The organism is Borborobacter xinjiangensis (genome assembly GCF_047739745.1).
Taxonomy (GTDB): domain Bacteria; phylum Pseudomonadota; class Alphaproteobacteria; order Rhizobiales; family Rhizobiaceae; genus Pseudaminobacter.
In genome coordinates, this window is sequence record NZ_JBLLVA010000009.1 from 22,264 (window position 1) to 35,674 (window position 13,411).

Annotated in this window: 15 protein-coding genes; 7 read left to right on the top strand and 8 right to left on the bottom strand. The window is 60.8% G+C overall.

Going from position 1 to position 13,411, the window contains the following annotated elements:
* Nucleotides 1-117 precede the first annotated feature (117 nt).
* The 8 genes from ACLKMW_RS11795 to ACLKMW_RS11830 form a co-directional block, all read right to left on the bottom strand.
* A complete protein-coding gene (locus ACLKMW_RS11795) occupies nucleotides 118-360 on the bottom strand; it encodes a hypothetical protein (RefSeq protein WP_415724663.1) in 243 nt (80 codons plus the stop codon).
* 45 nt (nucleotides 361-405) lie between these two features.
* Nucleotides 406-1,761 carry a dihydrolipoyl dehydrogenase family protein gene (locus ACLKMW_RS11800; RefSeq protein ID WP_415724664.1) on the bottom strand — a complete coding sequence of 452 codons (1,356 nt, stop codon included), beginning with the start codon at nucleotides 1,759-1,761 and terminating at the stop codon, nucleotides 406-408.
* A 170-nt stretch (nucleotides 1,762-1,931) separates the two neighbouring features.
* Nucleotides 1,932-2,171 carry a hypothetical protein gene (locus ACLKMW_RS11805; protein ID WP_415724665.1) on the bottom strand — a complete coding sequence of 80 codons (240 nt, stop codon included), beginning with the start codon at nucleotides 2,169-2,171 and terminating at the stop codon, nucleotides 1,932-1,934.
* 7 nt (nucleotides 2,172-2,178) lie between these two features.
* The gene (gene merA, locus ACLKMW_RS11810) at nucleotides 2,179-3,603 is read right to left on the bottom strand and encodes a mercury(II) reductase (RefSeq protein ID WP_415724666.1); all 1,425 of its coding nucleotides are present in this window, start codon (nucleotides 3,601-3,603) and stop codon (nucleotides 2,179-2,181) included.
* Nucleotides 3,604-3,614: 11 nt separating this feature from the next.
* Nucleotides 3,615-3,836 (bottom strand): hypothetical protein, encoded by a 222-nt coding sequence (locus tag ACLKMW_RS11815; protein WP_415724667.1) that lies wholly within the window; start codon nucleotides 3,834-3,836, stop codon nucleotides 3,615-3,617.
* A gap of 4 nt (nucleotides 3,837-3,840) precedes the next feature.
* Nucleotides 3,841-4,197 (bottom strand): heavy-metal-associated domain-containing protein, encoded by a 357-nt coding sequence (locus ACLKMW_RS11820; RefSeq protein ID WP_415724668.1) that lies wholly within the window; start codon nucleotides 4,195-4,197, stop codon nucleotides 3,841-3,843.
* Between the two features lie 199 nt (nucleotides 4,198-4,396).
* A complete protein-coding gene (locus ACLKMW_RS11825) occupies nucleotides 4,397-4,720 on the bottom strand; it encodes a cation transporter (protein ID WP_415724669.1) in 324 nt (107 codons plus the stop codon).
* Between the two features lie 27 nt (nucleotides 4,721-4,747).
* Complete coding sequence (locus ACLKMW_RS11830) at nucleotides 4,748-5,155, bottom strand: mercuric transporter MerT family protein (protein ID WP_415724670.1); 408 nt, start codon at nucleotides 5,153-5,155, stop codon at nucleotides 4,748-4,750.
* Between the two features lie 79 nt (nucleotides 5,156-5,234).
* Between ACLKMW_RS11830 and ACLKMW_RS11835 the strand changes: the two genes are divergently transcribed.
* The 7 genes from ACLKMW_RS11835 (at nucleotide 5,235) to ACLKMW_RS11865 (ending at nucleotide 13,406) form a co-directional block, all read left to right on the top strand.
* On the top strand, nucleotides 5,235-5,648 hold the full coding sequence (locus ACLKMW_RS11835; RefSeq protein WP_415724671.1) for a MerR family transcriptional regulator: 414 nt from the start codon (nucleotides 5,235-5,237) through the stop codon (nucleotides 5,646-5,648).
* Between the two features lie 445 nt (nucleotides 5,649-6,093).
* Nucleotides 6,094-6,315 (top strand): hypothetical protein, encoded by a 222-nt coding sequence (locus ACLKMW_RS11840; protein ID WP_415724672.1) that lies wholly within the window; start codon nucleotides 6,094-6,096, stop codon nucleotides 6,313-6,315.
* Between the two features lie 501 nt (nucleotides 6,316-6,816).
* On the top strand, nucleotides 6,817-7,557 hold the full coding sequence (locus tag ACLKMW_RS11845; RefSeq protein WP_415724673.1) for a DUF6088 family protein: 741 nt from the start codon (nucleotides 6,817-6,819) through the stop codon (nucleotides 7,555-7,557).
* Nucleotides 7,538-8,650, top strand: coding sequence for a nucleotidyl transferase AbiEii/AbiGii toxin family protein (locus tag ACLKMW_RS11850; protein WP_415724674.1), 1,113 nt, complete (start codon nucleotides 7,538-7,540; stop codon nucleotides 8,648-8,650). Before ACLKMW_RS11845 ends, ACLKMW_RS11850 begins: the two co-directional genes overlap by 20 nt.
* 61 nt (nucleotides 8,651-8,711) lie before the next feature.
* Nucleotides 8,712-9,797 (top strand): hypothetical protein, encoded by a 1,086-nt coding sequence (locus ACLKMW_RS11855; protein WP_415724675.1) that lies wholly within the window; start codon nucleotides 8,712-8,714, stop codon nucleotides 9,795-9,797.
* Nucleotides 9,798-10,153: 356 nt separating this feature from the next.
* Nucleotides 10,154-10,600 carry a hypothetical protein gene (locus tag ACLKMW_RS11860; RefSeq protein ID WP_415724676.1) on the top strand — a complete coding sequence of 149 codons (447 nt, stop codon included), beginning with the start codon at nucleotides 10,154-10,156 and terminating at the stop codon, nucleotides 10,598-10,600.
* Nucleotides 10,601-10,670: 70 nt separating this feature from the next.
* A complete protein-coding gene (locus tag ACLKMW_RS11865; protein ID WP_415724677.1) occupies nucleotides 10,671-13,406 on the top strand; it encodes a UvrD-helicase domain-containing protein in 2,736 nt (911 codons plus the stop codon).
* Nucleotides 13,407-13,411: the final 5 nt, after the last annotated feature.

Here is a 13,411-nt window from a genome sequence, read left to right on the forward strand (position 1 = left end):
GCTCGGCTGGAAAGATTGTGGAGGCGCAATAAGCGGCTTCCCGAACCTTTAGTCCCGTCGCGTCGAGCGTTTTCAGTGGCCTGATACAACTAATAGGGTCGTGATCCTTCATCCCATCTACGCGCAGCACGAGAGCTGCTTGACGTCCTTGGTGAAGATGATCGCGGTGACCTTCAGATCCTCGGCCCTGGTCGGATAAGGGTGGAAGGTCTCCACGAGATCGCGGGCCCGGAAACCGAAGCGGATGGCGAGCGTCGCTTCCAGGATGATCTCTCTGGCCTCAGCGACCAATACGCTGGCCTCGCGCAGCTTGCCGGTGTCTTCCTCGGCGACAAGCTCAGAACGTCGATCATGGCGCATATGCCGGGTCCTTGGTGCTAGTCCGCCAGCGCGCATCCAATCTTCCTAGATCATCGAACTGATGTCGGACGCAAAGCTGGGATAGGCGAAGATGAGTCCCTTGATCTTGTTCGCGGTCAGGCCTGTGGCCATTGCCATTGCGAAAAGGTTGACCTGTTCCTCGGCGCCGGGGCCGAGCAGATGCGCGCCCAGGATCTTTCCGGTCCCCATCTCGACCAGAACCTTGTAGGCGGTGTACCTGGCGCCGACGCGCAGTGACGAGTACCAGCCCGCCGTCCTTTCGAAATGGATGTCGAAATCCAGTCCTTTGTCGCGTGCTGCGGCTTCGGAAAGCCCGACAGAGGCCACCTGCGGCAGTGTGAAGACGACGCTTGGGATCGGCGGATAATTCACCTCACGCTCATCCTTGCCGGCAAGCAGGTTCTTGCCGGCAATCCGGCCTTCATTGGCTGAGACAGGGGTCAGGTTCGGGCCGCTGTCCGCACAATCGCCCGCGGCGAAGATGGCGGGGTTGGTGGTGCGCATGAAGGGGCTGACCTTGATACCCTTGCGGCTGTACTCAACGCCTGCGGCTTCGAGGTTGAGATGGTCGATATTGGGCGCGCGACCGGTTGCGTGAACCACCAAATCGCAGCCGACAGTCTGTACGCCTGTCGGCGTCTCGTAGGTGACCGTGAAACCAGTGCCATTCTTCTCGATCTTTAAAACTTTGGCCTCCGTCCGCAGATCGACGCCGAGATCGGCCGTCGCTTCGGACAGGATCGCGACCAGGTCCGGATCGAAATTCCCCAGCGGCCGCTCCATCATTTCCAGAACCGTCACTTCGCGCGCTCCTGCGCGCTTCGAGATATGGGCGAATTCCATGGCAATGAATCCGCCGCCGACGAACACCACTCTGTCGGGCCGTTCGGGCAAGTCGAGGAAATCGGTGCTGGTCGCCAGCAATTCCTCGCCGGGGATGTTCAGTTCCATTGGCCGGGCGCCGGTGGCTATATGAAAGTGCCGTGCCGACAGGGTCTCGCCATTCACCTCGATCTTGTCACGCCCCGTGAAGCGCGCCTCGCCGTGCAACACTGTAATGCCGGCTTTCTTCAGCCCGCCCTCGATTCGGCCGGGCATCGCGTCGGTGAATGTGCGCTTGAAGGCGATCATGTCCGGCCAGTTGATGGCGGTTTGTGCCTCGAGCCCCTTGCCGTCGAGGCTGCGGGCCCATTCGACCCCCTCGGTCACGGCAATCAGCATTTTTTTCGGGTCGCAGCCTCGCAACGCACAGGTGCCGCCGAAGGGCAGGCTGTCGATGCTGGCAACCCTCCAGCCAGTGTTGGCAGCCATCCGAGCGACACCGTTTCCACCCGTCCCACCTCCGATCACGATCAGATCGAACCTTTTGGTATCGCTCATGCTCTTTCCTTTCGGCCCGCTGCGGCTGTTAGACCCTGTTCACGCACTTTCAGACGATACAATATCCGGTTTGTTGTGGGCTTCCCAACTGCCTGGCGCCTATGTGGAATGGCAGCGGTTACACTCACTGCCTTCCCTTCATGATAGCTGCCGCCGGTTCTGGCGAAAGCCTATTTATGCTGGCCGTGAAGGGGATGCGTGACGGCATCTTTGGAACATTGCTGCCGCCACCCGACGATTCCGATGACGGCCAGGACATCGGCGGCAAGCCAGAAAAGGCCGCCTCCGGTCAGCCAACTGGCGTGGCCGGCAAAACTGATCGCCCCGGTCGCGGCAAGTACCAGCGCGCAGGAACAGACGATCTTTGCTGCCAGCAACCCTGCAAGACCGTATCCGTGCGAAGGCTCCATTTTCCTCCTATCCGGCGCAACAGGACAGCTTCGAAACGTCTTTGCCAAAGCCCTGTGCGGCGAGTTTCAGCCCTTCAACCGTGGTGAGATAGGGAAAGATCGTTTCGCCCAGCTCCCTTGTCGTCATGCCGTGTTTGATGGCCAGCACCACCGTCTGGATGCTGTCAGCGCCCTCGGGCGCCAGGATCTGCCCGCCAAGCAGACGATCTGTCTCGGCATCGGCGACCAGCTTGATGAGTCCGCGCGTGTCGCGGGCAGCCAGCGCCCGCGGCACTTGGTCGAGCGAGACGATCGAGGTCCTGGTCTCGAAGCCAGCGGCCCGGGCGGCCTCTTCGGTCAGCCCCACGCCGGCCACCTGCGGATCGGTGAACGTCACCCACGGCATGGCGGCGTTGTCATAGACGAGGCTGTCGCCGTTCAGTGCGTTTTGTGCTGCGAGCTTGGCGCCGTAGGCCGCCATATAGACGAACTGGTCGCGGCCGGTGACGTCACCCGCCGCGTAGACACCGGCCTTCGAAGTGCGCATCCGCTCGTCGACAACGATGCCGCCGTTGTCGGCCAGCCTGATTCCCGCCTCGACAAGCCCGAGGCCGTTGGTGTTTGGCGATCGCCCGGTGGTTAGAAGCACTTGCTCGGCAGCGATGACCTCATCCGCTCCGTCGATGGCGACCGTCAACTCGACGCCGCGGTCCGCCCGCGCGATCCGGCGATAGGCTAGGCCGGCGCGCACGGAAATGCCCTCGTCGCGGAGATAGCCGGTCAGGGCCTCGGAGATTTCCGGCTCGGTCTCCGGTAGCAGGCGGCGACGGGTGACGAGCGTCACCTCCGTTCCGGCACGGGCGAACATCTGCGCCAGTTCGCAGCCGATATAGCCGCCGCCGATCACCAGCAAGGAACGTGGCAGTTCGGGGAGTTCGAGCGCGGTTGTACTGGTGAGGTAAGGAATATCCGCGACGCCGGGAAGGTCCGGCAAGGCCGGCGAAGAGCCGGTTGCGATGATGATCTTGCCGGCTGGGATCGCGGCGCCATTCACGATGACGCCCTGCCCGTTGAGACGCGCAGCACCTTCCAGATAAGCAACCCCGTTATACTCGGGCAGCAGATCGACATATTTCTTCTGCCGCAAGGTTGTGACCAGGTCGTCCTTGGCGGCAATCAAACGCCCCCAGTCAGCGACGTTGGCTTCGCCGGCAAGGCCGGGAAAGCGATGCGATGCTCGCGCGCCATGCAGCGCCTCGGCGGCGCGGATCATCGTCTTCGACGGCACGCAGCCGACATTGACGCAGGTGCCGCCAATCATGCCGTGGCCGATCAGGGCGACATTGGCGCCGAGCTCCGCCGCGGTGATCGCGGCCGAGAAGCCGGCCGATCCGGCGCCGATGACCGCGAGATCATAGCGCCCGTTGCCCTTGGGCGCGCAACAGTCAGACATAAGGTTCTCCTTCAGTGTTTTCTGGTATCGCCGCGCGGCCTGTGCCGCCACAGGAGGTAGCCGGCTATGACGACAGCGATGATGAGCACGGGAAACAGGCCATAATAGATTGCCGCGGTGAGGGCTCCCGCGCCAATCACGCCGGTCGCCACCAGCAGGATCGGCGCGAGGCAGCATACCACCGCGACGACGGCCGCAACCAGTCCAGCGTGAACGTGGGACCCGCCGTGCATGATCTCAACTCCCGATCGCCTTAGCCGGATATCCTAAGCGCGTCGGCGCATCTGCAATGGCATCGACCGTGGTGACGGATGGGTCATAGACAACGATAGCCGCCTTGTTGGCGAAATCCACAGTAACGGACCGAACCCCCTCGACACGTTCGATTGCCCGCCGCACGATGATCGGGCAGGAAGCGCAGTACATATTGTCTATGGCAAAGCTCTGGATCCGTTCCGTTGCAGCGACCTGTACCAGCGCTGGCTTGTCCGTCCTGGCCGGCAGGCCCGTTCGGGCCGGCGCGAAAGCGAAAAGAGCAAAACCGCCGACACCAACTGCGACTACTGCGACAGCGATTTGTGGAAGATACTTCACGTCATTGTCTCCTTTGTGAGCCGCCAGACTTATGGCGGCTCACGAGAGATTGTCACTGCCGACCAAAATACTCCCTGTAGTCAATACAAGGTCAAGCGGTATCTCGCACATGGGGCATCATGCCATGTCGAAGTTATTTGGATTGGAACTCGCTTGGCGGGCTGTTTCGATGGCCCAGCCCATAAACAGGTAGCCTGGCTCAGCCTCCGGTGTTGAGCGCAAGCTTGGAAGGATATCCAGCATTCGTAGTGGCGTTGACGAGGGCGTCGATGTCGGTCACCTGGTCGTCAAAAACGACCCTAGCGGTGACCGGCGGATTGATGTTGTAGTTCTCCACAATATCGACGCTGGTAACGCCCGGCACCTGTTGAAGGGCCGCCTGGACGACTGGACCGCAGAGAGCGCAGGTCGCATTTTCAACGCTCAAGGCGACAGTTTTTTCCGCGGCATGACCTGCAACGGGCGTGAGCAATGCGAGGGCAAACAGTGCGCTCGCAGCTTGGCGTAAATACGAAATCCTCATGTTCCTTCTCCTTTCAATTCGTGCCGATCAGAGGAAGTTGACGGCAAGTCTGGGAAACGCGTAGGCCAGGATGACGAGAGCCGTCGCCGTCCAAAGTCCGATCCGCGCAATTCGAGTTGATCTCGGACTTGCGCAGTACCCGCCTTCAGCGCACGCCTTCTTCGCCTTCCAATAGACCGCGTAATAACCGTAGGCGAGGAACGCTACGGTCACCGCGATAAAGTAAGGCTGGTAGGGTTCGAGCGCCGTCAGATTGCCGATCCAGGCACCGCTGACGCCAAATGTGAACAGGGCAAAGGGCACCACGCAGCAGGTTGATGCTGCAATTGCTCCAACAATTCCCCCCACAGCCGCCAACTTGGATTCCGAGACCGCTCTCTCGCCGCTGTCGATCCCACGCGCGGACTCCAGGGACACTTCACGTAAATTATCCATATCCAAACCTCGTGACAGTTACTCATCCCCATGATACATAACGCCTGTACCAACTACAGGCTCAAGAGGAATTTTAGCGATGGCGGAAAATGTTCCGGTGAGGGGATTGCAACGCGGCCAACTCTCCAAGCACACGGGCTGCCATCTGGAGACCATCCGCTATTATGAAAACATCGGCCTGATGCCGGAACCGCCGCGCAGTCCGAAGGGATACCGCCTGTATGGTGAGACTCATCTCCGACGCCTGCGCTTTATCCTGCGCAGTCGCGAACTGGGTTTTGGCATCGATGAGATTCGCGGCCTGCTCGACCTGGTTGACCGCAAATGCCAAACCTGCTCGGAAGTCCAGGAACGGACAAAGCCGCATTTGGCGGAAGTCAGGGCGAAGATTGCTGACCTTCGTCGAATTGAGCGGCTCTTGAGCCAGACGATGGCGCAATGCTCTGGCGAGGCCGTACCGGAATGCCCGATCATTGACGCGCTCGCCGCATGATCCCGAATGTTGCAGTAACAGCGCCACGATCGCTGGGGACCTAACAGTTGCAGCGACCTGCGTCGTTGGCGCAGCAATCAATTTTGTTAGATGATACGTTGGGGCGATGTTTTAGGGGGCATTGCAAGATTAGTTCGCAGGTGTCCGGAATGCCCGATAATCGATGCCCTTTTTTAAGATGCGGTCGGGTTCTTGGACTCACACCTGGTGCACACACGGTCGCAGCGATATCACTGAAAGCTACACCTTCCTACTGCATGTTTCCTTAAATCGTAGCCGATTTAAGGATAAAGACATGCAGCAATTCAAAGTGCTACAGCGACCTGTGCGCGTCTGATAAGACGCGCGGCGCTGTGGCAAACAAAGCCGATTCTTTCCGCTGGATGCACGGGAGAATGCTCTTCCCGAATTTTCGTTAGTATTGCCCCAACGAAAAGTGTTCCAGTTGACTGTATTCCGTGAAGCCCACGAAAAACCCCAGGCGAGCATCTACTTTAGTGCTGTCGTCGCGGGGGTGCTCGCCGCCCTCTCGATCTCGGGTGCGACAGCTCTAGAGTTCGGCATCAACCCTGCGCTCGCAATCATGCTGTTCGTGACCTTCCTCCACCTCTTGGCGAGCTGCGACAGGCCCTCTCGCGTTTCCGATTTCGTGCCGTCCTGCTGCTGAAAAACTTCGTGGTCATTCCCGCCCTGGTGGCGGTCCTTACCCAGTTCATGCCATCCGATCCACTGATGCGGTTTTGTTACCGCTGACTTTCGCTGTGCCAGGCGCCATCCCGCTCCTGCCGGCGATCTCATACCCCCTGAGGGGTAAGTGCACCCTCGCCCCCGGGACTGCCGGGGGAGTTGTTGTCGACGGCGGATCGCGGTCGTCTGAGACCGACATCCCTCAGGAGCCGCCCTCCAGGCGCGTGATGCGCTCCCGAAGTTCGGACAATGCAGGTCTGTTCGAGGACATGGCCATGCCCGTCGCGCTCGTCTCCGTTTTGCGATATGTTCTATTTTTGTTCTCAGCAGCCCAAAGAGTCAATCGGGCTGATGGGCGCAAGCTTGAGGGGAAACAGGGTGATGTACTGACCAAAGTTTGAATACAAATTCTGGTCAGAATTCTGGCGCCGATTGCTACTGACCAATTTTTATATATAATCTTCGGTCAGAAAGGGGCCTGATGCCAGACCCAACGTCAGATACGCTCGATCGCATTCACGACCGGATCGCCAAGGCGGCGCCGGCCGGCGTATGGTCGCGCGCCGACTTTCTCGACATCGGGACACCGAATGCCGTCGAGAAGGCGCTGCAGCGGCTGACCCTGCGGGGCGACATCCGCCGGCCCTATCGCGGTCTCTATGACAAGCCCAGCGTCAGCAAGCTGACCGGCAAGATGGTGTTTCCGCCCCGCTCCTCGTTCGTCAACGCCATTGCCCGGCGCGACAAGCTGCGCGTCCTCGTCGACGGGATGACTGCCGCGAACGACCTCGGGCTGACGACGGCTGTCCCGGCGCGCTCGACGATCTATGCCGACACCTATCCCCGGACGATCGAGATCGAGGCAAGCGCGGGCGATCCGAAGGCGGCGAGGCCCGTCATCTACAAGCTCGATTTCAAGCGCATCGCGGCGAAGACGGCGTTTTGGGCTGGGCGGCCGGCCATGCGGGTGGTCCAGGCGCTGACATGGTTTCGGGATGAACGATCGAGCTTGGATGCAGCCGTCAACGGGATCGTCCGGCACCTGTCGCGCAATCCCGATCGGGACAAGATTGCACAGGACCTGCGCGACAACATCCATGCGGTGCCCGCGTGGATGTATCCGCTGGTCGAGACAATCACGCGCAGGATCGCCGAGGATCAAACCGAAAGCGAGCCGCGTTCAAAACCCGAGCAGGGCGATCATGCAGAAGACGTTCATTGAGATCCTGCGCTCGACCGTCGACGAACGCCGTACTCTCTTCGAGACGGTCGCCGCGCATTTGGAAACGCAGGCGCAGAACATCGAGAAGGACCTCTACGTCTGCTGGGTACTCGACTTCCTGTTCAACCAGCGCGGAGACGATCCGATCGGTCTCTATTTCAAGGGCGGCACGAGCCTGAGCAAGGCGTATGGGTTGGTCCGCCGGTTCTCCGAGGACATCGACATCGGCATGTACAAGGCCGATCTGCATGTCCCGCTGGAAGCCGAGATCGCCGCCCTGCCCTCCGTCAATCAGCAGCAGCGCGCTCTTGCCGAGAAAGTCGACGAGGCCGCGCGACAATACATCTCTGGGCCGCTCAAAGAGCTGCTGACGAAGGATCTCGCGGCCGTCGAAGCGGCGGCCGAGCGGCCTGGTCATTTTTCGCTGGATTTCGGCTTTGATCTTTACCGCAATAAGGAAGCGCTCGACATCCTGGTGCTTGGCTACAGGAGCGTCTTCGAGACCGCCGACAGCTATGTGCAGGCGGCGGTCCGCATCGAAGGCGGCGCGCGTCCCGATCCTGAGCCGGCCGAGCCACGCGAGATCGTGCCCTACATCGCGTCGGAAATGCCGGAAGGGGCGAGCCTCACCGTTCGCAACGTGACGACGGTGAGGCCGGAGCGGACCTTCTGGGAGAAGGTGCTGATCCTGCATGCAATGGCAGAGATGACAGAGAAGCGGCGTCAGGATGCCAATCCCGAGCGGCCGGTGCCCGATCTCAATCGGTACTCACGTCACTACTACGACGTTCATCAGATCTGGACGCATCCTGACTACGGTGTCGCAACGGCATCCATGCGCGAGCTTGCCAAGATCTGCCGGCAGCACAAGGAGCTGATGTTTCGCGCGCCCGATCATCGTTATGACCGTGCGGTGCCAGGCACCTATCGCCTGGTTCCGACGGACGACATGCGAGCCAAGCTCGCGGCGGACTACCAGCGGATGTCGGCAATGATTTTCGGAACGCCGCCGGCTTTCGCGGACGTCATGGCGAGCATCGTGGCCCTTGAGCACTATCTCAATGCAGCGCCGGCCAATGTCGGTGAACCATGAACGCCGCGCTCCAACCAACGTCGATCGGCACCGGGCTTGGGTGAAATGATAGGATCGTCGCATGGCTGAGACTTTGGGGACTGCAAGACTGCCTGACCATGCTTCGGTCGAAGCTGTGCTGGCGCGTCTGCCGGCCGGCGCCGGCGAGACCGCATTGGCGGCGGCCTTGACCGAGGCGTTCCGCGGATTCGCTTTTTCGGCGACGAGCATCGACGACCAGTATTGGCGGGACACACGGTCGGTGTTGGCCGCTGACGGAACGCGGCTGGCCGAGTATCGACCTTGGATGGAAGCCGAGCTTGCCAAGGACGATGGCGACGTCTCTGCTCTGTGGACACGATTGCAGGGCACCGATCTTCAGATTTCGGAGTGGCGCGGCAACAGTGTCTATGCATTTGCCGCGACCGGACCGGGCGCGGCCGACTACGTGCAGATTTCGCTTGGCCGCGAGATCGAATGGCGCGCGGGTCCGATCGTCAATCCAGCATACCGGCCCTGGAGCGAAGAGGCGCTGCTCGATCCGTCATGGATCGCGCACGACGATATGTCTGACGACAAGGTGGTCGCTGGGCCGTTGTACCGCTTGCCGAAGCGAGCGGGCAGCAGCGTCGTGCATGTCCGCACTTTCCTTGCGCGGTGCGCGCGGCTAGAGCGCGACAAGCGTGAGGCGCGCCGTCCGGAGATGGAGGGACGCGTTTGGGTCGGCTCCGACGGCACGCGAACACCCTTTCTCGAACTGCAGCCCAACTGGTTCGACTTCGTGCCTCGCGAAGTGCGCTTCTTTCAGGATTGGGAGGAATCGAGCGCGCGCGGGGCGCGCATGTACGAGCATTGGGCGCTCGACATCAACGACTACGAGCACAAAGGCCAGCGTGAGATCGGCTTCATCACCCGCCCGCTGCATCTGCCGACGGACAAATTGGAGGCCGGGGAACTCTCCGTCCATATGCTCATGGATCGCATAGAGGCGATCGACCGCGAAGTAGGGCTTCCCTTCGCTTGGTTTTTCATGATGACGCACGGCAATAGCGTGGAACCGGACGTTGGCGAAGCAATCGCGCGGGGCTTGCGCGAAGCACGGGTGCGGTTGCCCGATCATGATGCGAAGGTGCTCCTACGTTGGGCCGACGAACGATACGGATTCTGACATCGTAGAAGTGGGGCCAGCCGAACAGCGCCGCCCGATAGCAGGCCGATGTCGGGTTAGGCATGGGCTGGACAATGCCCCAGGATAGCGCCGTATCCCTCTCACCTGGAGGAACATCTTGCTCGGAAGAAGCCCAAGCTCACGCTCGTAAAGAGCGAGTGAACGAGATCGCGGCGTAACTCGACCGGTCAGCGCCCCGCTTTCGGCAGGTGGATGTGGTCTTGGCGGACCCATCCATTACGGGCGGGAAGGTCACAGGTTCAAATCCTGCCGTCACACACATCCTGCTTTTTGCTTGCCGCGTTTCGAACAACGCGTTCAACTGCACCGCTCAGGGGAATCGGGAGCAGCCATATATGATCGTTGATCACGAGCGGGAAGGCGAACGAACCGTCACTTACATTTGGATAGATGAGGTATTGCCGGCCGACTTCGAACGTCGGCTGCTGAACGAGCTCCTCGCCCTGTCGGAGCCTGTCGGATTGGGAGCGATCGAGGCCCTTGCACGCAAGGGTGACGCCTTCAGCGCTATTCTCGATGAGGGCCTGCACCAGGCCTCGCACGACCACAGGGGACGGCGCCGCCACGATGATGCATTTCACTTTGACTACGTCTGCGGCTATCGCATCAAGGTCGACTACCTGCCCTTCGGCATTTCAATCTACGAAGACAGTCCGGAATTGCATCTGCGATACCCCGGCATGCCCGTCGTCGTGTCATCCGTGTTCGATCGCGAATATGGCGAAGGCGCTCTGGAAGGTGCGGTGAGATTGGCGCTTTCGGAGGAACAAGAGCCTCGGTGACGAACAGAAGCTGCGCTTGCGAGATGCTGCGAGCGTGACGACCGCGCCGTTGTTGTGGCACCTAGTCCGGATGTCTGGACGCACCCGAACATATCGGCCTGGTTTCTTCGCGCGGTTTCTGCCGTCCGGACGCTGGAAGCTGACGCTCAATCCTTCGATGCCGGAGGTGATGCGGCTGGTCTCGTCCGGCAGCATCGATCTGCCATGCATCGATGTAACCGCCATCTCGGTCAGCAAGGCCCTGCTGTGGCATTGCGTCGAGGTTCGATCCAGCCATCGTGTCGATAGTCTTGCCTGCCTGGGAGAACAGGCCGCTGTGCAGCTCGCGGCCGATCTCTATGGTTTCGTCAACGCTCACCTGTTCGACCTCGTTGCGTGCGAGAGCGGCCGATTGAGCGAGGTGGACGCCCGGCTGCGGACGATCACGGAGAACCAGCGGCAATACCTGGCCCACGCCGATCTCGCGCGGGTGATCGCGGCCGTGCCGGGCAAGGCAGCAGCTGCTTTGTCCCATCCGCTCTTCGATCCGGAAATGATGCCATCGGGTCTAAAGGCCGCATTGCCGGCGTCTCTCGCCTTCCTCACGGACGCGAGCGTTCGCCACCGGTACAATGATGAGTTCGTTTTCGCGGAACTCGGCAGATACCGATCGTTCTTTGACGACCTCGACGGACTATCCTTGTCCGACGAGCAACGGGAAGCCTGCATCCGCCTGGAGGACAACAATTTGCTGGTTGCTTCGGCGGGCTCCGGAAAGTCCGCCACCATGGTCGGCAAGGTCGCGTACGTGCTCGACAAGCAGCTCCATCGTGCCGAAGAAATCCTGGTACTCGCCTTCAACAGGAGCGCCGCCGAGGAACTCAAGGGACGGATTGCCCGTCAACTCGGTGTCGAAGCGCCGGACCTGAAATGCCGGGTGACCACCTTTCACGCGCTGGGGCGCGGGATCATTGAAGAGACGGAAGGCCGACCGCCCCAACTCGCCGACTGGGTCGAGCACCCCGCCGGTGAGGCGAAGGTGATCGAGAAGATCATCGAAGACCTGTTGGGCTCGGATCCGGAATTCGCCAGGCTCTGGATCGACCTTCTGGTTCTGCATCCCAAGGCCGATATCCCCGCCGAGGTCTTCGATACGAAGGCTGATCACGAACGCTACCTGTCGGTGCGTCGGCGAAATGGCAATGCGACTATCGGCACGATGGCCGGCGTCTACGTGAAGTCGCTTCAGGAGCAGACGATCGTCAACTGGCTGTGGTTGCATTCTGTGGAATTCGAGTACGAGAGGCAGATCGCGCTCGAAGACGAAAACGGCGCGATCAGGCACCTGCATCCGGACTTTTATTACCCCGCCAGCCAAACGATTCACGAGCATCTGGCCATCAACGCCGACGGCTCGTCGCCCTTCGCCGACTACGTGGCCCATGCCCAAAGCAAGCGGGCTTCCTATCGCCAGGCGGAGCTGGATGTGTTCGAGACCACGTCGGCACAGGCGAGCAGTGGATCTCTGGTCGCCGAGCTCGAAGCGGAGCTTGCCAAGCGCAACATTCCATTCCGCCGGAAGAGCTATTCAGCCATCGTTCAGGCCCTCGAGCCAGTGGTGATCAAGCACTATCACAAGCTGATCGCGGTGTGCATCAAGCACATCCGCGCCAGCCATCTGACCCTCGAGATGCTCATCGAGCGGGCTGGATCGCTGCACGATCGAACCCGCGCCAAGGACTTTGCGCGGGCGGTCTGGACCATCACGCAGGCCTATTCCCGGAAACTGGAGGAAGCCAACCGCATCGACTTCGATTCCATGATTGCCAATGCGACGCGCCTCGTCGAGACCGGCCGGTATCAAAGCCCATACGCCCTGATCCTTGCCGATGAGTTCCAGGATATCTCCGAGCCCAGCGCAAACCTCATCAAGGCGCTGAAGCACCAGAGGCCGTTCACCAAGATCTTCGCCGTCGGCGACGACTGGCAGTCCATCTACCGCTTTGCCGGTTCGGACATCACGATATTCACCCAGTTCGAGGCGAACTTCGGCGCAAGCTGGCATGGTCGGCTCGAGCAGACCTATCGCTGCAACCAACTCATCGCCGAGACTGCAGCGAGCTTCGTGCAGCGCAATCCCGCGCAGCTGAAGAAGTCGGTGCAGTCGACACGCCCGGCGATCGCCCGGTCGATCCGTGTCATTCCGATCGAGAGCGACGGGGGTAAACCCGATTTCGGCGGCGCCTGCTGGCGACTGCTGAAGCGCCTCGACATTTTCCTCGGCGGTATCTCGGGCCAATGGCGGAGCGATGGGCGCCAGAAGCTCAAGGTGATGGTGCTCTGGCGCTACAATCAGCTTGACCCGTTCAAGCAAGCAAAGCCCGCGTTCGAGAACATCGAGGTATCCGGACTTTCGTTCCATCGTGCCAAGGGGCTCGAGGGCGATTACACCATCCTGCTCGATGTCAGCGAAGGCGACTATGGGGTTCCGAGCCGGATCGAGGATGACGAACTGCTCAACCTGGTCATGCCGCGACCTGAGACATTTGAGTACGCTGAGGAACGGCGCCTGTTCTATGTCGCTCTGACCCGCGCAAGCCGCGGCGTCTTCCTTCTCACCAACAGCCGCGAACCATCTCGGTATATCCGCGAGCTCTCAGAGATCGCCGGCGACAACCTCCGCTTCGAGACGATCGACGGCGACCTTCTGCGGCGGTGTCCTGCGTGTCGTGCCGATCATTTGGTTGAACGAACCGGGCCCGCCAATCGCCGCTTTCTCTGCTGCAGTCAGTTTCCCACTTGCGATCACACAGAGCCGGTGAAATGAGCGGC